General features: G+C 71.2%; 19 protein-coding genes and 1 riboswitch. Of the genes, 11 read left to right on the top strand and 8 right to left on the bottom strand.

Annotation, left to right across the window (positions count from 1 at the left end):
• Nucleotides 1-124: 124 nt before the first annotated feature.
• A riboswitch (cobalamin riboswitch) is annotated at nt 125-199 on the bottom strand.
• 244 nt (nt 200-443) lie between these two features.
• Both ACH4YL_RS32690 and ACH4YL_RS32685 read right to left on the bottom strand, forming a co-directional pair.
• Nucleotides 444-662, bottom strand: a complete 219-nt coding sequence (locus ACH4YL_RS32690) for a hypothetical protein (RefSeq protein ID WP_398511117.1) — start codon at nt 660-662, stop codon at nt 444-446.
• A 12-nt stretch (nt 663-674) separates the two neighbouring features.
• Complete coding sequence (locus ACH4YL_RS32685; protein ID WP_398511116.1) at nt 675-1,874, bottom strand: anion permease; 1,200 nt, start codon at nt 1,872-1,874, stop codon at nt 675-677.
• Nucleotides 1,875-2,009: 135 nt separating this feature from the next.
• Between ACH4YL_RS32685 and ACH4YL_RS32680 the strand changes: the two genes are divergently transcribed.
• From ACH4YL_RS32680 to ACH4YL_RS32670, 3 genes are all read left to right on the top strand, one after another.
• Complete coding sequence (locus ACH4YL_RS32680; protein WP_398511115.1) at nt 2,010-2,672, top strand: class II aldolase/adducin family protein; 663 nt, start codon at nt 2,010-2,012, stop codon at nt 2,670-2,672.
• A 91-nt stretch (nt 2,673-2,763) separates the two neighbouring features.
• The gene (locus ACH4YL_RS32675) at nt 2,764-3,891 is read left to right on the top strand and encodes an alpha/beta hydrolase (protein ID WP_398511114.1); all 1,128 of its coding nucleotides are present in this window, start codon (nt 2,764-2,766) and stop codon (nt 3,889-3,891) included.
• Nucleotides 3,892-3,980: 89 nt separating this feature from the next.
• Nucleotides 3,981-5,375: a hypothetical protein gene (locus ACH4YL_RS32670; RefSeq protein WP_398511113.1), complete on the top strand. Its 1,395-nt coding sequence runs from the start codon at nt 3,981-3,983 to the stop codon at nt 5,373-5,375.
• 274 nt (nt 5,376-5,649) lie between these two features.
• On the opposite strand, the gene ACH4YL_RS32665 is transcribed toward ACH4YL_RS32670, so the two are convergent.
• Together ACH4YL_RS32665 and ACH4YL_RS32660 are read right to left on the bottom strand one after the other, a co-directional pair.
• On the bottom strand, nt 5,650-6,054 hold the full coding sequence (locus ACH4YL_RS32665) for a VOC family protein (RefSeq protein ID WP_398511112.1): 405 nt from the start codon (nt 6,052-6,054) through the stop codon (nt 5,650-5,652).
• Nucleotides 6,055-6,163: 109 nt separating this feature from the next.
• Nucleotides 6,164-7,054: a neutral zinc metallopeptidase gene (locus tag ACH4YL_RS32660; RefSeq protein ID WP_398511111.1), complete on the bottom strand. Its 891-nt coding sequence runs from the start codon at nt 7,052-7,054 to the stop codon at nt 6,164-6,166.
• A 443-nt stretch (nt 7,055-7,497) separates the two neighbouring features.
• Between ACH4YL_RS32660 and ACH4YL_RS32655 the strand changes: the two genes are divergently transcribed.
• From ACH4YL_RS32655 to ACH4YL_RS32645, 3 genes are all read left to right on the top strand, one after another.
• Nucleotides 7,498-9,096 carry an ABC-F family ATP-binding cassette domain-containing protein gene (locus tag ACH4YL_RS32655; protein WP_398511110.1) on the top strand — a complete coding sequence of 533 codons (1,599 nt, stop codon included), beginning with the start codon at nt 7,498-7,500 and terminating at the stop codon, nt 9,094-9,096.
• Between the two features lie 362 nt (nt 9,097-9,458).
• Nucleotides 9,459-9,680, top strand: a complete 222-nt coding sequence (locus ACH4YL_RS32650) for a helix-turn-helix domain-containing protein (RefSeq protein ID WP_006123601.1) — start codon at nt 9,459-9,461, stop codon at nt 9,678-9,680.
• Between the two features lie 146 nt (nt 9,681-9,826).
• Nucleotides 9,827-10,624 (top strand): enoyl-CoA hydratase/isomerase family protein, encoded by a 798-nt coding sequence (locus ACH4YL_RS32645; protein ID WP_398511109.1) that lies wholly within the window; start codon nt 9,827-9,829, stop codon nt 10,622-10,624.
• 42 nt (nt 10,625-10,666) lie between these two features.
• On the opposite strand, the gene ACH4YL_RS32640 is transcribed toward ACH4YL_RS32645, so the two are convergent.
• Nucleotides 10,667-11,332 (bottom strand): hypothetical protein, encoded by a 666-nt coding sequence (locus ACH4YL_RS32640; RefSeq protein ID WP_398511108.1) that lies wholly within the window; start codon nt 11,330-11,332, stop codon nt 10,667-10,669.
• Between the two features lie 93 nt (nt 11,333-11,425).
• On the opposite strand from ACH4YL_RS32640, the gene ACH4YL_RS32635 reads away from it, so the two are divergent.
• Genes ACH4YL_RS32635 through amaP form a run of 5 tightly spaced genes read left to right on the top strand, consistent with a single transcriptional unit; the run spans nt 11,426 to nt 13,768 of the window.
• Nucleotides 11,426-11,923 carry an Asp23/Gls24 family envelope stress response protein gene (locus tag ACH4YL_RS32635; RefSeq protein ID WP_398511107.1) on the top strand — a complete coding sequence of 166 codons (498 nt, stop codon included), beginning with the start codon at nt 11,426-11,428 and terminating at the stop codon, nt 11,921-11,923.
• Nucleotides 11,924-11,946: 23 nt separating this feature from the next.
• Entirely contained in the window at nt 11,947-12,138 is a 192-nt protein-coding gene (locus ACH4YL_RS32630; protein WP_398511106.1) for a hypothetical protein, read from the top strand.
• Nucleotides 12,139-12,183: 45 nt separating this feature from the next.
• Nucleotides 12,184-12,516 (top strand): hypothetical protein, encoded by a 333-nt coding sequence (locus tag ACH4YL_RS32625; protein WP_398511105.1) that lies wholly within the window; start codon nt 12,184-12,186, stop codon nt 12,514-12,516.
• A complete protein-coding gene (locus tag ACH4YL_RS32620) occupies nt 12,513-13,166 on the top strand; it encodes a DUF6286 domain-containing protein (protein ID WP_398511104.1) in 654 nt (217 codons plus the stop codon). The genes ACH4YL_RS32625 and ACH4YL_RS32620 overlap by 4 nt, the downstream gene beginning before the upstream one ends.
• A gap of 14 nt (nt 13,167-13,180) precedes the next feature.
• A complete protein-coding gene (gene amaP / locus ACH4YL_RS32615; protein ID WP_398511103.1) occupies nt 13,181-13,768 on the top strand; it encodes an alkaline shock response membrane anchor protein AmaP in 588 nt (195 codons plus the stop codon).
• Between the two features lie 24 nt (nt 13,769-13,792).
• On the opposite strand, the gene ACH4YL_RS32610 is transcribed toward amaP, so the two are convergent.
• From ACH4YL_RS32610 to ACH4YL_RS32600, 3 genes are read right to left on the bottom strand one after another with little or no spacing between them, the layout of a single operon-like run.
• Complete coding sequence (locus tag ACH4YL_RS32610; protein ID WP_398511102.1) at nt 13,793-14,548, bottom strand: SDR family oxidoreductase; 756 nt, start codon at nt 14,546-14,548, stop codon at nt 13,793-13,795.
• Nucleotides 14,549-14,552: 4 nt separating this feature from the next.
• Nucleotides 14,553-16,340, bottom strand: coding sequence for a glycoside hydrolase family 15 protein (locus ACH4YL_RS32605; protein WP_398511101.1), 1,788 nt, complete (start codon nt 16,338-16,340; stop codon nt 14,553-14,555).
• 56 nt (nt 16,341-16,396) lie between these two features.
• Nucleotides 16,397-17,185: an SURF1 family protein gene (locus ACH4YL_RS32600; protein WP_398511100.1), complete on the bottom strand. Its 789-nt coding sequence runs from the start codon at nt 17,183-17,185 to the stop codon at nt 16,397-16,399.
• Nucleotides 17,186-17,238: the final 53 nt, after the last annotated feature.

Here is a 17,238-nt window from a genome sequence, read left to right as displayed (position 1 = left end):
CCGCCTGGGACGAACCTTCGACGCACAACAGGAGTACTGACAGCAGGAGATGAACCGCAGCCGGGCATGGCGATATGTCCTCACTCAGGGTGTCCGCGCCCTGGTTCGACGTGACAGGCGGTGAGAGTTCCTGGCTCCCGGGAATGTGCTTCCCGGTTCACAGTGGCGGGACCGCGCCGGATTCGCACCGGCTTCCTCTGCTGCCGCCTTGGAGGGTGTCTTTTACACCCCCTCGCTGGCCTCGGCAGTCCACCACGCTGCGCGAACACCCGTCAACTTGCCTTTGACCTGCGGTGGGACGGTGTGCGGAGTCCCACACTCAAGGCCGGATTTCACCTATCCGCCGAAAACAGGCGTCGAGGAGGTCCGTGCGCGCAGAAACCGGGCCGGGCCACGCGAACGGTGGCCCGGCCCGGCCAGGGGCTGGTGATGGCTCTGTGCCGTCAGATCACGATCAGATAGATCCCGTACGCCACGGCCGCCGAGCACAGCCCGAAGCACGCGTACGCCCCGCTCCGCGCCAGCGCCGCGGAACCACCGCGCGTCGCCGACTCCTGCTTGCTGAGGCCCACCACGCCCAGGGTGAACAGGCCCACCAGGGCCACGGTCGCGGCGAGGCTGACGCCGAAGACGGAGCCGAGGGCTGCCCAGTCGATGTTCATGCTGATCCGTCCTTACAGCGCCGCCGCGCGGGCCGGCTCCGAGCCGGTCGCGGGGGCCGGGATGGTGGTCTTGAGGTCCTGCACCGGCGTCGCGATGTCCAGCGGGTCGGCGTCCACGTCGTTGACGTTGGTGTGGTCGATCACCTGACGGCGCGAGATCAGCCAGATCGCCGCGCACGCGCCGACCAGGAAGACCGCGACCGCCGCCACGCCCCAGTCGCCCTGCTTGGTCACGAACTCCGAACCCGCCGCGACCAGCGCCGCGGCCGGCAGGGTCAGACCCCAGGCCACGAACATCCGCGTCGCGGTGGACCAGCGGACCACGCCGCCCTTGCGGCCCAGGCCCGCGCCCATCACCGCACCGGAGCAGGAGTGCGTCGTCGAGAGCGAGAAGCCGAGGTTGGAGGAGGCGAGGATGACGCTGGCCGCGCTGGTCTGGGCGGCGAAGCCCTGCTGCGGGCGGAGGTCGGTCAGGCCCTTGCCCATGGTGCGGATGATCCGCCAGCCGCCGAGGTAGGTGCCGAGGGCGATGGCGAGACCGGCCGCCATGATGACCCACACCGGCGGATTGGAGCCGGGGGACAGGACGCCGCCGGCGATGAGCGCCAGCGTGATGATGCCCATCGTCTTCTGGGCGTCATTGGTGCCGTGGGCCAGCGAGACCAGGCCCGCCGAGGCGATCTGGCCGGCGCGGTAGCCCTTCGCGGTGGCCTTCTCGTCGGTGTTCCTGCCGATCCGGTACGTCAGCCTGGCGGCCAGGTACGCCGCGACGCCGGCGACCAGCGGGGCCGCGATCGCGGGGATCAGGACCTTGGTGACGACGGTGCCGCCATTGACGCCGCCGATGCCGACCGACGCGACGGTGGCTCCGACCAGACCGCCCATGAGGGCGTGCGAGGAACTGGACGGCAGCCCGATCAGCCAGGTCAGCAGGTTCCAGAGGATGGCGCCGACGAGCGCCGCGAAAATGACTTCGGGAGTGATGCCTGACTCGGTGACGATGCCGCTGGAGATCGTCTTGGCGACCTCAACGGAGAGGAACGCGCCGACGAGGTTGAGCACGGCGGACATGGCCACCGCGGTCTTGGGCTTCAGTGCGCCGGTCGAGATGGTCGTCGCCATCGCGTTGGCGGTGTCGTGGAAACCGTTTGTGAAATCGAACACGAGGGCTGTCACGATCACGATCGCTAGCAGCAGCGTGATGTGTTCCATTTACCCAGGCAATCTTTTGACGTCAGTGGCGCGCAGACCGTAGTTAACCCAAGTGAACGGAAGATTAACTAACTCCGTATGCAAGGTGTCCTAGCCTGAGGGTTCTGTCGACAAGGGCCTGAAAGAATCGTCCCCATGACCGATCAGCCGCGGCAGGACGCGATCGAACAGGCGTGGCGGGACCTCGTCACCACCGCCCGCAGGACGGCGGCGGAAGGCCTCGTCGTGGGCACCTCGGGAAATGTCTCGATACGGGTCGGCCCACTCGTCCTGGTCACCCCGACCGGAGTTGCGTACGACCGGCTCACACCCGAGGACGTCGTCGCCGTCGATCTCGACGGCCGTCAGGTCCTCGGTGAGCTCAGACCGACGAGTGAGCTGCCGCTGCATCTGGAGGTCTACCGCAACACCGATGCCGGGGCCGTCGTGCACACCCACGCCGTGCACGCCACCGCGGTCTCCACGCTGGTGCCCGTGCTCCCGTCCATCCACTACATGACCGCTGCACTCGGCGGCCCGGTCCGCGTCGCCCCGTACGCCCTGTACGGCACGGACGAGCTCGCCGGGAACATGCTCCGCGCCCTGGAGCAGCGCACCGCGTGCCTGCTGCAGAACCACGGCACCGTCGCCTACGGCGACACGCTCGACCAGGCCTACGACCGGACCGCCCAGCTGGAGTGGATGTGCCGCCTCTGGCTGGCCGCGTCCTCGGTCCCGGGCCACACGCCCACCCTGCTCTCCGGGTCGCAGCTGAGCGAGGTCGCGGACAAGCTCCGCGGCTACGGCCAGCAGCCCTGACCCGCACGGCCGGGCACGCGAAGGCCCGGGCCCCGACACTCGCGGCCCCCGCCCACTGGCAACCCTGCTCGCCGGTGCCGACACTGGAACGGTGCGCCCGGCTATAGCGACGGCAGCAGCCGTCACCACACTGATCGGCGTCGGCGCGGCCGCGATCGCGGCCGGCCGCTACGCGAGCGATGCCGCGCTCAAGGCCCCGCCCGGCCGCCCGCTCCCCGGCGACCCACGGCTCACGGTGCACGCCACGGCCGCCGGCCAGGTCACGCTGACCCGCAGCCTCGCCTCCGGCCGCCCCGGCACATACGGAATCGACGGCCCCGGCGTCCATGCGGTCGTCGGTCCCGTGCTCGACGGAGTGCCGCATCCGGCCGACACGCTCGTACGCCGGCTGGTGCGCGTCAGCCACGGCACACTGGAGCCCGGCGCCCGGGTGCGCCTCACTCCGCAGGTGCACACCGGCGACCCGTCCACCGCGCTCGGGCTCGACCACAAGGACATCGACATCCCGGGCGAACTGGGCCCGTTGCCCGCCTGGTTCGTGTCAGGGCCGCGCGACACCTGGGTGATCGCCGTGCACGGTCTGGGCACCACACGCGAACATCCCCTGAACCTCCTGACCTTCCTGCACGCTCACCGGTTCCCGGTACTCGGCCTGGGCTACCGCGGCGACCCGGACGCTCCCAGGCCCCCGGACGGGCTCGGACACCTCGGCGACTCCGAATGGCGCGACCTGGACGCGGCCCTGCGCTACGCCGTCAGCAACGGCGCCCAGCGCGTCGTCCTGCACGGCTGGTCCACCGGCGCGTCGATGGCGCTGCACGCCGCCGCCAACTCCGCGCTGCGGGACCGGATCAGAGGCCTCGTTCTCGACTCACCGGTCCTCGACTGGCAGGCCACACTCCGCGCCCTCGCCCACGCCCACCGCACCCCGACGCCGCTGCTGCCGCTCGCCGTCCGAGCGGCCCGCGGCAGGACCGGACTGCACGGCGACCGGCTGCTCGAAGCAGCCGACGCCCGGTCCATGCGGGTGCCGACCTTGATCTTCCACGGCCCCGACGACACCCTCGCCCCCTGGCAGCCGTCGCGCGAACTCGCCGCCCGCCGCCCAGACCTGATCAGCCTCCACACCGTCCGGGAAGCCCCGCACGCGGCCATGTGGAACGCCGATCCGGTCCGCTACGAAGAGGCGCTCCGCCGCTTCCTGACCCCCTTGATGTAGCCGGCACGACCCCAGGTCGAAGGGCCGCCGGACGCGGCCGACCTGGTTCCGTTTGGGCTTTCGGGCCGTCAGCGGGAAGACTGCTCCCTGTGACGTCCCGAAAGCCTGATGAGCAATTGGCGCGCAACTCCAGACTCCGTCTTGTCCGCCCGCGATCGCTGGCCACCGCACGGCGGGCTGTGACTGCCCGGCGCACCCGCCCGGCCCCGAGGCCTCCTGAGGGCACACCCGCCCCTTCCGAGCTGGCCCGCCAGGCGCGGGAGGTCCTCGCCGACGCGGTACGGATCGCCCGCTGGGCCGCCGTGGAGCGGGACCCCAGCACCGCACCGCTCGCCGCGCGCGCCCAGGAACGGGCCGCCGCCGCACTGGAGTTGACACCGCTCCAGGTACGCGCCGGATGGGACCGCGCCCGCCTCGCCGGCCTCGTCGAACTCCACGGCGACACCGCACGCCCCGGCTGGCGGCTGCGCGCCTGGGACCGCGACGACATGGCCGTGCTCCGCGGCTGGGTCGCCCTCTTCGACGCCTGGTCGTTGGTCCACCCGGCACCGGAGGACGTCGCCCCGACCGCCGTCGCCGAGGTCGTCGAGGCGGTTCCGCAGCTGCTCTCCCTCCTTCAGCTCTCGGCAGGACCGGTGCTCGTGGCCGCGCTGCTCGACCTCCTGGAGCAGCGCGTGGCCGAACTGCGCGAGGAGCGCTGCGAAGTCCCCTACGGCCCGCAGCCCGACCCCGGCGCCGAGCCGGAGCCCGGCTCCGACGTACCCGTGTCCCTCCTGCTCGACTGGGCCCTGGAAGGCCTGTCCGCCGTCGGCGCACTGACCCTCGACACGGGCCGGTCCGCCACCCTCACTCCGCTCGGCAACTGGGCGGTCTGGGTCAAGCTCGAGCAGATCTGCGTCGCCGCCCAGAGCCCCGCCGGCAATATCGAGCAGCCCGCCGAGAACATGCTGCGCGGCTGCGCCCGCCTCACCCCGGGCCCCGCCCGCGCCGAGTACCGCGCCTGGCTCGCCGCCCGCACCGTCTCCAGCGCGGTCGCCGAACTCCTTGCCGTGGCCCGCGGCGAGGACGCGCTGCTGCGCGGACTCGCCTTCGAGGCGCTGCGTGTCGTCGGCGCCCCGGCCGAGGCCGAGGTCCGCGCCGCCGCCGGCGAGCCCTCGCTGCGCCCCTATGCGCTGCTGTGGCTCGCCGAGTACGACGGCATGGACCCGGAGGACGCCGCGGACGTGCTCACCCGGGCGGAGACGACCTGGCTGTGGGTGGACACCGCGGCGGCCGTCGCGGACCACGGCGAGCCCCAGCTGCTGCTGCGGCATCTCGACTCGGCGGTGCAGGGGACGGTCCCGGCGCTCCTCGACGAGGTCCGGGCCGGCGGCCATCCGCGCACCGTCCAGGTCCTGGTCGCACTGGCCGCCGCGCACCCGGACCCGGCCCTCGCGAAGGCCGTGCGCCGGGCGGCGTTCCAGGTCCACACCGGCGGCGCCTAGGGCCTTTCGTCTGGGTCAGGCCGGGTCAGTGAGCGGGTCTGGTGTCATGGGGCTTCCCCGGGCCCTCAGGGCCCAGGGGACGGATCGCAAGGCGGAGGAGGGAGGCATGGCGGAGCCATGCCGACCGACGACAACGCGGCGAGGCACGGCACCAGGGCACGCGAGCCCGGCAAGACCCAGACGACAGGCCCTAGCCCTCAATCGCCCAGCCCTCATCAACCGCCTTGCTCTCTCAACCCTCCGGACGGGCCCACCCTGTCGGCCCGTCCGGAGGTCAGGGTCCGTCCGTCCCCGGCGCGTACGTACCGAAGCTCCAGATGTTGCCCTCGATGTCGCGCGCCATGTAGTCCCGTGCCCCGTATTCCTGGTCCCTCGGCTCCATCACGACATCCACGCCGTGCTCCACCGCCCTGCTGTGATGGGCATCGACGTCGTCGACATGGATGAACACGCCGGCGGGACCTGCGTTCGTCATCAGCTTGTCGAACTCCCCGCCCGTGCCCTTGCTGCCCAGCATCACCATGCCGTTGCCGTACGCCAGCTCGGCGTGCACGACTCCGCCCGCCTCGTCCTCGTACACCGCGTGCTCGGTGAAGCCGAAGGCTTCGGTGAGCTGCTTGATCGCGGCCTTGGCGTCCGCGTACACCAGCGTCGGACAGATGCTCGGAGACTGCGACATCTCGATCACTCCTTCATGCTCGACGGTTGGGATGTGATCTGGATCTCAGTCTGGCACCGGGCACTGACAACGCCGGGAAGCCCGGCGGCAGCAGCTCTGAACCACCGGCTCAGGCGAAGGTGTTGCACTGCGCCATGTCGCCCGTGCGGTAGCCGTTGTAGAACCACTGCCGGCGCTGCGCGGCCGAGCCGTGCGTCCAGGACTCCGGCGTCACCCGGCCCTGGAACCTCTCCTGGATCCGGTCGTCGCCGACCGCCGCCGCGGCGTCCAGGCCGTCCCTGATGTCCGCGTCCGTCAGCTGCTTCAGCAGCGGCCGCCCCGTCCTGTCGTCGGGCGTGGTCGTCGCATGATGCGCCCACACCCCGGCGTAGCAGTCCGCCTGCAGCTCCACCCGCACCGCGTTGCTGTTCGCGCCCTGCCTGCCGTCCTGCGCCCGTTGCAGCGTGCCCATCAGGTCCTGGACATGGTGGCCGTACTCGTGCGCCACGACATACGCCTGCGCGAACGGTCCGCCGCTCGACCCGAACGTGTCCCGCAGGTCGTCGAAGAACCCCAGGTCCAGATAGACCTTCTGGCCCCCGGGGCAGTAGAACGGCCCCACCGCCGAGGTCGCGGCCCCGCACGCTGTGCCCACCTGGCCGGTGAACATCACCGTCCGCGCGTCGGCGTAGCGGCCCTGCCGCCGCGGGAACTCGGCCCTCCAGTAGCCCTGCACGCTGTTGACCACCCCGACGATCCGGCAGTCCTCCCTGGTGTTGGCGTCCGAACCGCGCCTGCACGCCGCTTCGACCTGCGCCTGGGGCGAGACGGTCGCGACCGGGTCCGAGTCGCCCGACGACAGCCCGAGCTGATCGGGCCCGACTCCGAAGAGCAGTCCGAGGATCAGCGCGATGAGTCCGGCGATGCCGCCGCCGACGGTGGCCCGGCCGCCGGGGATGCGGCTGCCGCGCACATCCGGGACCTCGGAAGTGTCCAGATCGGCGTCGTCGTCGAACTGCATGGCCACCACCTTCGGCTTCCACTCCGGCTCACGCGGCAGCGGCAGCCCGCGGCCCTGCGCCGAGTATTGATCACCACAGCCTGTATCGCCCCTTTTCTTCCGATATGGAGGCAGTGCTCTGCGTCCGCACTGTCCCGGGGATGGCTCGGGCGCCCGCCGCCGACGTCATCAGGCCACTCGGTCCGGCGGTGCCGGTACCCGCCGCCGGCTCCTGCTGCGCCTGCCATCCCGCCCAGTCGGCCCGTACGGCGGACACCCCGCCGGCCGCACGGTCCGGCGGCAGGCGATCGGTAATCCGCGCGCCGAGGCCGCGAAAGCTGACGCAAAACCACTTGCACGGCCCCGGTAGACTGGCCCGTATGGCCATTCTCCTTGCGCATTAGACGGCGTCGAAGCTCCCACGCCCGTCCCTTCCGCCGTCCACACCGCCCTGGAGTCTGTCCGTGATCACCGCTTCCGGCATCGAGCTGCGCGCCGGCGCGCGCGTACTCATCGAGTCCGCTTCCTTCCGTATCGCCAAAGGCGACCGCATCGGCCTCGTCGGCCGTAACGGCGCAGGCAAGACCACCCTCACCAAGTGCCTCGCCGGCGAAGGCGTCCCCGCCGGCGGCACCATCGCCCGCTCCGGTGAGGTCGGCTATCTGCCGCAGGACCCGCGCACCGGAGACCTCGACGTCCTCGCGACCGACCGCATCCTGTCCGCCCGCGGCCTCGATGTCCTGATCAGCAAGATGCGCCTGAACGAAGAGCGCATCGCGAACGGCCAGGGCGCGACCCGCGACAAGGCGATGCGGCAGTACGAGCGCCAGGAGACCGAGTTCCTCACCAAGGGCGGCTACTCCGCCGAGGCCGAGGCCGCCACCATCGCCGCCGCGCTCGGCCTGCCCGATCGCGTGCTCGGCCAGCCGCTGCATACGCTCTCCGGCGGTCAGCGCCGCCGCGTCGAGCTCGCGCGCATCCTCTTCTCGGACGCCGACACCCTGCTCCTCGACGAGCCGACGAACCACCTGGACGCCGACTCCGTCGTCTGGCTGCGCGACTACCTGAAGACCTACCGCGGCGGCTTCATCGTCATCTCCCACGATGTCGACCTGGTCGAGACGGTCGTCAACAAGGTCTTCTACCTGGACGCCAACCGCGCCCAGATCGACGTCTACAACATGGGCTGGAAGCTCTACCAGCAGCAGCGCGAGGCCGACGAGAAGCGCCGCAAGCGCGAGCGCCAGAACGCCGAGAAGAAGGCCGCGGCCCTCAACTCGCAGGCCGACAAGATGCGCGCCAAGGCCACCAAGACCGTCGCCGCGCAGAACATGGCCAAGCGCGCCGAGCGGCTGCTCGCCGGTCTCGACGAGGTACGGGTCTCCGACAAGGTCGCTAAGCTGCGCTTCCCGGAGCCCGCGCCGTGCGGCAAGACCCCGCTCACCGCGGAGTCCCTGTCCAAGTCGTACGGCTCGCTCGAAATTTTCACGGATGTGGACCTCGCGATCGACAAGGGCTCGCGTGTCGTCATCCTCGGCCTGAACGGCGCGGGCAAGACGACGCTGCTGCGGCTGCTCGCAGGCGTGGAGCAGCCCGACACCGGAGAGGTCACTCCGGGCCACGGCCTCAAGCTCGGCTACTACGCCCAGGAGCACGAGACCCTCGACCCGGACCGCACGGTCCTGGAGAACATGCGCTCGTCCGCGCCTGACCTCGATCTCGTCGAGGTGCGCAAGACGCTCGGCTCCTTCCTCTTCTCCGGTGACGACGTCGACAAGCCGGCCGGAGTCCTCTCCGGCGGTGAGAAGACCCGTCTGGCGCTGGCCACCCTGGTCGTCTCGTCCGCGAACGTGCTGCTCCTCGACGAGCCCACCAACAACCTCGACCCGGCCAGCCGTGCGGAGATTCTCGGAGCGCTGCGCACCTACAAGGGCGCGGTCATCCTCGTCACGCACGACGAAGGAGCGGTCGAGGCGCTGGAGCCGGAGCGGATCATCCTGCTGCCCGACGGCGTCGAGGACCTGTGGGGCGCGGACTATGCGGACCTGGTGGCGCTCGCCTGACCGGTGTCCGATCCGCCTCTTCAGGCCCGGTCCGGCCCTGATCCACTCCGTATGGATCATTCGGCTCACCGGTGATCCATCATCTGCGTGAGTACCTCTCGTACCGCGGCGTGGCGCCGAGCGGAGTCGCTCCGTCCGTGCACACGCCGAGGCCGGGTCCGCGGCGCCTCGGTGACCTGGGCGTTCTTTCGGGAGATTGTTCCGGCGTGCGAATCCGGGCGTACGGAATCAAAGATTCCGGTCATGGCGGCCGGCCGGCGCAGGGCAAAGCTTGTCGTACGGACCTTGCCGAATGGGTGGCCATCAAGCCCCCGAGGGGTGATCATGAGAGTCCAGAGCGCACTTCCCATGAGGAGGCACGGGTGGCCGAGACTCTGAAGAAGGGCAGCCGGGTTACCGGCGCCGCGCGCGACAAGCTCGCGGCAGACCTGAAGAAGAAGTACGACTCCGGTGCGAGTATCCGGGCGTTGGCCGAAGAGACCGGCCGCTCCTACGGATTCGTCCACCGGATGCTCAGCGAGTCCGGAGTAACGCTGCGGGGACGCGGCGGAGCTACGCGAGGAAAGAAGGCCGCTTCGGCCTGACAGCCGAGGCTCCTTCGGTTCCAAGGGCTCCTTCGGTCCACCGGTTTCTGCGGTGGCCACCCGGGCGGTCGCACGGCCGACCGGGTGGTTACTGTGCAGTCGCTTAGCTAGTCTGCACTGACTGCACCTGAAACCGGAGGCGCCTTATGACTTCGCTCGACTCTGTCTCTGTGCTCGACAAGGACGGCGTACGGCTCACCGTCGAGAACGACGTTGCCACGGTGACCTTGACCAACCCGGACAAGCGCAACGCCCAGACCCCCGCTCTGTGGCGGGCGTTGGCGCAGGCGGGTCGGTCGCTGCCGGGCAATGTGCGGGTCGTCGTGCTGCGCGGCGAGGGCAAGTCCTTCTCCGCGGGACTCGACCGGCAGGCGTTCACGCCCGAGGGCTTCGACGGCGAGCCGTCCTTCCTTGATCTGGCACGGGGTTCCGACGCGGAGCTCGACGCCGTCATCGCGGAGTACCAGGAAGGTTTCACCTGGTGGCGCCGGAGCGACATCGTCACGATCGCGGCGGTCCAGGGTCATGCGATCGGCGCGGGCTTCCAGCTTGCGCTCGCCTGTGACCTGCGGGTCGTCGCACAGGACGTGCAGTTCGCCATGCGCGAGACCAGCCTCGGACTCGTCCCGGACCTCACCGGCACGCATCCGCTGGTGTCGCTCGTCGGCTACGCCCGCGCGCTGGAGATCTGCGCGACGGGCCGCTTTGTGCATGCCGAGGAGGCCGAGCGCACGGGCCTCGCGAACCTGGTCGTGCCGGGCGACGAGCTCGACGGCGCGGTACGGGACCTGACGTCGGCGCTGCTCGCGGCCCCACGGGACGCGGTGATCGAGACAAAGGCGCTGCTGCAGGGTGTGGGCGGCCGCACGCTCGAGGACCAGCGCACGGCCGAGCGCGCCGCCCAGGCCCGCCGCCTGCGCGCGCTCGCAGGCATCGGCGACTGACCCGCGCGGATCCGCGCGGGCCGCAGTGCTGGGCCCGCGCGGTTACTCCGCGACCGCTGTGATCAGCACCGACACCGGGCGGCCGTCCGCGAGCGCCTTGCTCACCGCCTCGCGGACCGCAAGGGCCACGTCCAGCGGGCGGTGGCCCGCTGCCGTCGCCACCTCCACCCGGACGTGGTCCGCGGCCGAATGCACCGGCGTGCCCAGCGTGGCCGTCAGGCACGCAACGCCCCGCGCCACGGCCGCGGCCGTGCCCGCAGGGTCCGTCGCCGGAACGGCCCGTACCTCGGGCGGACCAGTGGCCGTCGCGGATTCCGGGGCGTCGTCGAGCAGCGCCGTCACCCGTAGATCCACCTCGGTGACCGCCAGGTCCAGCACGTCCACGGCCGCCGTGAAAAGCGCCTCCCGCAGCGCCGACGCCAGCGCCGGCAGCGGCTGAAGCGCCGCCGCCGCGAACTCCGCGTCGACCCGCAGCGGCCCCGGGAACAGCGCACTCGGTGGCGGTGGAACCGCGGGGGCGTCCGCCGTCTCCGGATCCACCAGGCCCAGCCTCAGCCGGCCCAGCTCCACGCCCGGCACCTCGGCCGACGCGTGCCGCAGCACCGCGTCGGCCGCCTGTTCGGCCAGCCAGGCCCCGTCCGCCGCTCCGCCCAGCGGAAGCAGCCTGCCGAGGCCGAGCCGTCGCCGTACCGCATCAGCAGTGGTCATTGCTCCAGCCTGCCGCATCCCCGGCGCGAGACGGGGCAAGCGCACTTAATGTGGTCAGCGGAGTCCACCACCGCCCGGAAAGGACGCAAGGCGATGACCGACACCGCACCGCGCAGGCGGCCCGACAACCCCGGCAATGAGCCGTCCGGGTCGGGCGAGGAACTCAGGAAGACTTCAGTGACCAGGCGTGGCGGCGGAGATCCCGGGTCCCGCGGCCGTACCACCATCGCCGACGGAGTAGTCGAGAAGATCGCCGGGCTCGCCGCGCGCGATGTGCTCGGCGTCCACGCAATGGGCAGCGGACTGTCCCGTACCTTCGGCGCGGTCCGCGACCGGGTGCCGGGCAGCGCCAAGTCCAATGTGACCCGAGGCGTGAAGGCCGAGGTCGGCGAGGTGCAGACCGCCCTCGACCTGGAGATCGTCGTCGACTACGGCGTCTCGATCGCCGATGTCGCCCGCGCCGTCCGGGAGAACGTCATCTCCGCGGTGGAACGGATGACGGGTCTCGAGGTCGTCGAGGTCAATATCGCGGTCAGCGATGTGAAACTGCCCGAAGAGGAAGACGAAGAGCCCGAGCCGCGTCTCCAGTAGGCGTTTCAGTAGAGGAGCTCACGATGAGCATGGCTGTGGTCGGCCTGATCGCCGGCATGGCGCTCGGCTTCGCCGGATACTTCGGCGGCTTCGGCGCGTTTCTGCTGGTCGCGGCGTTGGGAGCGGTCGGCTTTGTGGCCGGCCGGTTCCTCGACGGCGACCTCGAACCGGGTGACTTCTTCCGCAGTCGCGACCGCGGCGACCGGCGGCGGTGACACGGCGTGACTGCTGGGGGTCCCTCCATTGAAGGCAGGGGGCGCGTGGCAGCGCGCGAGCGCGGGTCCACGACGATCGCCGACCGGGTCGTCGCGAAGATCGCCGCGCAGGCGGCACGCGAGGCGATTCACGTCGTTCCCGCGGGCGGCACCGCGCCCCAGGCCTCCGTCACGGTCCACCACGAGGTCGCCCACGTCCACGTCAGCCTCGAACTCGACTATCCGTCCGACATCGGCGAGCAGTGCGGCGCCGTGCGTCACCGGGTCGTCGAGCGGGTAAAGGCGTTGGCGGGGATGGACGTGCCCGAAGTGGCGGTGCTCGTCGAGCGGCTGCACTCCGCGCACTCCCGCAGAGCGGCGCAGGGGAGGATCAGATGAGTGAGCCCGTACCGCCGCCGGCGTCGCCGGTGCTCGATCTGGACCAGTCCGCCTCGGCGGCTGCGTACCAGCCGGTTCCGGGTGTCGACGAGGGCGAGGGCGGCAAGGCCGGCCGCTTCTGGTCGGTGCGCCGCGTGCCCGCCGGGCTGCTCGCGCTGGTGGTGCTCGGCGGCGCGGGAATCCTGCTGTACGACGTCGCGGCGGTACGGGCCGACCGCCCGGCCATGCAGTGGCGCCGGGACACCGCCGAACACCTCGCGAAATGGCGGCTCGACGAGCTGTGGGTGCTGACCGCCGCGGCGGCCGCGATGCTGCTCGGCGTCTGTCTGATCGTCATCGCCGTTACACCGGGGCTGCGCGCGCTGCTGCCGATGCGCCGTGACGTGTCGTCCGTACGAGCCGGTCTCGACCGGGAGGCCGCGGCGCTGGTGCTGCGGGACCGGGCGATGGAGGTCTCCGGGGTGCAGTCGGTGCGGGTGCGGATGGGACGCAAGAACGTGTCGGTACGGGCCAGATCGCACTTCCGTGAGCTCGACGACGTACGCGCGGACCTGGACACGGCGCTGGGTGTCGGCATCCGCGAACTCGGCCTGGCGCGGCCGCCGGCGCTGTCCGTCCATGTCGACCGGCCGCCGGCCAAGAAGGCGTGAAAGGGGTGAAGGGGATGGGCGGAAAGCTCCGGGTGATCAATCGCGTGCTGGTCGGCCTCGCCGGTCTGGCGCTGTTCTGCGTGGGCGGGGCGGTGCTCGCGGCGGGTACGGGTCTTTCCGTGCCGTCCTGGTGGCCCTGGTACGGGCCGGGCGATGTGCTGCTGAGCGACGCCGACCGGTACCGCTGGCGCGACGAGGGCTGGTGGTGGCCGGTGGTCATCGCGGTCCTCGCGGTACTGGTGCTGCTGGCCCTGTGGCTGTTCGTCGCCCAACTCCGCCGCGCCCGGCTCGCGGAGGTGCTCGTCGACAGCGGCGACGGCGAGGGCGCGCTGCTGCGCGGCCGGGCGCTGGAGGGCGTCCTGGAGGGCGAGGCGGAGTCCCTGGAGGGAGTCTCCCGCGCCCACATCACTCTGACGGGCCGCCGCAGTACGCCGCAGGCACGGGTGGCGCTGCTCCTGGAGCCCCATGCGTCGCCGGCGGAGTCCCTGACCCGCCTCACGACGGAGGCGGTGGCCCACGCCCGCGACTCGGCGGGCCTGGAGGTGCTCCCGGCGGAAGTCCACCTGCGCGCGGCCTCGCACGGCGCCCGCCGTGTGACGTAGACGGCCCGGCGGCCCGGCCCCGGTCTAGAAGCCGTGCCTCGCGCCGCCGTCCACCGGGAGCATGATGCCCGTCAAGTACGACGCCGCCGGCGACAGCAGGAACGCCGCCGCGCGGCCGAACTCCTCCGGGGCGCCGTAGCGGCGCAGCGGGATGCGGGACTCGTTGGCCGCGCGAGCCGCGTCCGCGTCGCCGGAGAGCGCGTCCAGTTCGCGGACCCGGTCCGTGTCGATGCGGGCCGGCAGCAGGCCCACCACCCGGATGCCCTGCGGGCCCAGCTCGTCCGAGAGCGACTTGGCGAAACCGGCGAGACCCGGGCGCAGCCCGTTGGAGATCGTCAGGCCCGGGATCGGCTCATGGACCGAGCCGGACAGCACAAAGCCGATCACGCCTCCTTCGCCCAGCGCCGCCGCCGACGTACGGGCCAGCCGGACCGCGCCCAGAAACACCGACTCGAACGCCGCCTGCCACTGCTCGTCCGTGTTGTCCGCGGCGAAGCCCGGCGCCGGTCCGCCCACGCTGATCAGTACGCCGTCGAAGCGGCCGAACTGCGTCCGCGCCGCCGCGACCAGGCGCTCCGCCCCCGACGGGTCGGCGTTGTCCACCGCGATCCCGTAGGCGTTCGGCCCGAGTTCGGCGGTGGCGTCCGCGACGGCCTTCTCGTCGCGCCCGCTGATGACGACCTTCGCGCCGTCGGCCACCAGCGCACGCGCGGACGCGTTGCCCAGCCCTCGCGAGGCACCCGTGACGACATAGACGCGGTCCTTCAGTCCAAGATCCATGGACCTATCCTGCATTCTCCGCACGGCTCAGCGCGAGGGCCGTGGTGACCAGAGCGATATGGCTGAACGCCTGCGGATAGTTCCCGAGCTGCCGCCCGTTCACCGGGTCGTACTCCTCCGCGAGCAGTCCGACGTCGTTGCGCAGCGCGATCAGCTGCTCGAACAGCTCCTTCGCCTCCTTCGCCCGCCCCGTCATCAGCAGTGCGTCCGCCAGCCAGAACGAGCAGGCCAGGAACGCCCCTTCGTCCCCGGGCAGCCCGTCGACGTTCGCCGCTGCCGTGCTGTAGCGCCGTACGAGCCCGCCGCCCGCACCGAGCTCGTCCCGTACCGCGTCCACCGTCCCGATCACCCGTGGATCGTCCGGCGGCAGAAAGCCGACCCGGGGGATCAGCAGCGTCGCCGCGTCCAGTTCGGCAGAGCCGTAGTACTGAGTGAAGGTGTTCCGCGCCGGGTCGTAGCCCTTGTCGCACACCTCCCGGTGCACCTCGTCCCGCATCGCCCGCCACCGCGAGCTGTCGCCGCGCAGTTCCGGATGCGTCTCCAGCGTGCGCACGGCACGGTCGGCCGCCACCCATGCCATCACCTTGGAGTGCACGAAGTGGCGGCGCGGGCCCCGCACTTCCCACAGCCCCTCGTCCGGCTCGCGCCACTTGGACTCGAGGAAGCCGAGCAGGCTGAGCTGGAGGTTCCAGGCGTGTATCTCCGCGGGCAGGCCCTTCTGCCGCGCCAGATAGAGGGCGTCGAGCACCTCTCCGTACACATCGAGCTGGAGCTGCTGCACGGCGGCGTTTCCGATACGCACCGGTGCGGAGCCCGCATAGCCCTTCAGCCACGGCAGTTCCGTCTCGGGCAGTCTGCGCTCTCCGGCCAGCCCGTACATGATCTGCAGATCGGCCGGGTCGCCGGCCACCGCCCGCAGCAGCCAGTCGCGCCACGCCCAGGCCTCTTCCTGGTACCCGCCGTCCAGCAGCGCGCCCAGGGTGAGCGTCGCGTCGCGCAGCCAGCAGAAGCGGTAGTCCCAGTTCCGTACGCCTCCGAGCTCCTCCGGCAGCGAGGTCGTGGGCGCGGCGACGATCCCGCCCGTCGGGTGGTAGGTCAGCGCCTTGAGCGTGATGAGCGAGCGGACGACCGGCTCGCGGTACCGGCCCTGGGTCTCGCATCGGGCGGACCATTCGAACCAGTCCTGGAGGCTGGTCTCCAAGGCCTCGTACGGATCGACGAGCTCGGGCCGCGGCTTGTTCGAGGGATGCCAGGTGAGGGCGAACGCCACTTTCTCGCCCGGCCCGACGGTGAACGACGAGACGGTGCTGAGCTGCTGACCCCATGTCTTGACCGGCGGGTCGCTGCGCAGCCACACCGAGTCCGGGCCCGCTATGGCCACCCGCTGGTCGTCCACGCGCCGCACCCACGGCACCACCGAGCCGTAGTCGAAGCGCAGCCGCAGCGTGGCGGTCATCTCGACCGTGCCGCTGACGCCCTCCACGATGCGCATGACATCGGGGGTCGTGTCGCGCTGCGGCATGAAGTCGATGACCTTCACCGTGCCGGTGCGCGTCTCCCACACCGACTCCAGGACGAGTGAGTCGCCGATGTAGCCGCGGCGGGCGCAGGTGCTCGCGCCCTTCGGCGCGAGCCGCCAGTGGCCGTTGTCCTTGTCGCCGAGGATCGCGGCAAAACACGCACCCGAGTCGAAGCGCGGCAGGCACAGCCAGTCGATGGAGCCGTCGTTGCCGACCAGCGCGGCGGTCTGCAGATCGCCGATGAGTGCGTAGTCCTCGATGCGTGGGGTCACGCTTTGCCGTGTTCCCGCGGGAGCCGGAGGCTAAGCAGCCGCACGGCAGGCGGCGGCTAAGCAGTCGCGGGCGCGGGCTCCGGCGTCCGCTGTGCCGCCGCGGCCTGGCGGTCGCGCTTCTCCCGGCGTACGAGAATCACCCAGCCGACCGGCACGCCGGCGGCGAACATCCACCACTGGACCGCGTACGCCATGTGCGTGCCGATGGAGTCGTGGTCGGGTTCCGGGATCTGTTCCGGGCTGCTGCCGGCCGGGGCCGGAGCGGTCTGCTCCAGATAGCCGCCGAGTACCGTCCGCCCCAGCGCCTTCGACTGCTGAGCGCTGCTGATCAGCATGATCTGGCGCGGCGGCAGACCGGCCAGGTCCTTGATGCCGCTGTCCTTGGTCGTCTCGTCGGCCTTGAGGCGGCCGGTGACGGTGATCTTTCCCTTGGGCGCCGGCGGCACGGACGGGAAGGCCTTCTGGTCGGCGGCGGTGGGGATCCAGCCGCGGTTGACCAGGATGGCGCGGCCGTCGGCCAGGATCAGCGGGGTCAGCACATGGAAGCCGACCCGGTCATCGGCGTTGGTGCGGCGGCGTACGACGACTTCGTGTGCGGTGTCGAACGTGCCGGTGGCGGTGACCCGGCGCCAGTACTCGGCGCGCGGGACGACATGCCCGGGGGAGGTGAGCTCGGTCACCGGGACCGGCTCGGCCCGCAGGTTCTCGGCGATCAGCGCGTTCTGCTCGACCCTGCGCTCGTGCCGGTGCAGCTGCCAGAAGCCCAGCTCGATCATCGTCGGGATGAGCACGAGCGCGATGAGGGCGAGGATCACCCACTGCCGGGACAACAGGAAGCGGTACACGGATTCGACCGTACCTGCTGCGGCAGAAGGCCCGGACGGTGGGTCCTGTCCGG

Origin of the sequence: Streptomyces sp. NPDC020681, from assembly GCF_044334895.1 — a bacterium.
In the GTDB taxonomy this organism is placed as follows: domain Bacteria; phylum Actinomycetota; class Actinomycetes; order Streptomycetales; family Streptomycetaceae; genus Streptomyces.
This window is presented reverse-complemented; position numbering and strand designations above follow the sequence as displayed.

Excerpts from the sequence above, each read along its gene's own strand:
- ACH4YL_RS32645 (WP_398511109.1), top strand. The coding sequence starts at position 9,827 with ATGACTTCGCTCGACTCTGTCTCTGTGCTCGACAAGGACGGCGTACGG.
- ACH4YL_RS32635 (WP_398511107.1), top strand. The coding sequence starts at position 11,426 with ATGACCGACACCGCACCGCGCAGGCGGCCCGACAACCCCGGCAATGAG.
- ACH4YL_RS32680 (WP_398511115.1), top strand. The coding sequence starts at position 2,010 with ATGACCGATCAGCCGCGGCAGGACGCGATCGAACAGGCGTGGCGGGAC.
- amaP (WP_398511103.1), top strand. The coding sequence starts at position 13,181 with ATGGGCGGAAAGCTCCGGGTGATCAATCGCGTGCTGGTCGGCCTCGCC.
- ACH4YL_RS32685 (WP_398511116.1), bottom strand. The coding sequence starts at position 1,874 with ATGGAACACATCACGCTGCTGCTAGCGATCGTGATCGTGACAGCCCTC.
- ACH4YL_RS32640 (WP_398511108.1), bottom strand. The coding sequence starts at position 11,332 with ATGACCACTGCTGATGCGGTACGGCGACGGCTCGGCCTCGGCAGGCTG.
- ACH4YL_RS32630 (WP_398511106.1), top strand. The coding sequence starts at position 11,947 with ATGAGCATGGCTGTGGTCGGCCTGATCGCCGGCATGGCGCTCGGCTTC.
- ACH4YL_RS32610 (WP_398511102.1), bottom strand. The coding sequence starts at position 14,548 with ATGGATCTTGGACTGAAGGACCGCGTCTATGTCGTCACGGGTGCCTCG.
- ACH4YL_RS32620 (WP_398511104.1), top strand. The coding sequence starts at position 12,513 with ATGAGTGAGCCCGTACCGCCGCCGGCGTCGCCGGTGCTCGATCTGGAC.
- ACH4YL_RS32690 (WP_398511117.1), bottom strand. The coding sequence starts at position 662 with ATGAACATCGACTGGGCAGCCCTCGGCTCCGTCTTCGGCGTCAGCCTC.
- ACH4YL_RS32660 (WP_398511111.1), bottom strand. The coding sequence starts at position 7,054 with ATGCAGTTCGACGACGACGCCGATCTGGACACTTCCGAGGTCCCGGAT.
- ACH4YL_RS32665 (WP_398511112.1), bottom strand. The coding sequence starts at position 6,054 with ATGTCGCAGTCTCCGAGCATCTGTCCGACGCTGGTGTACGCGGACGCC.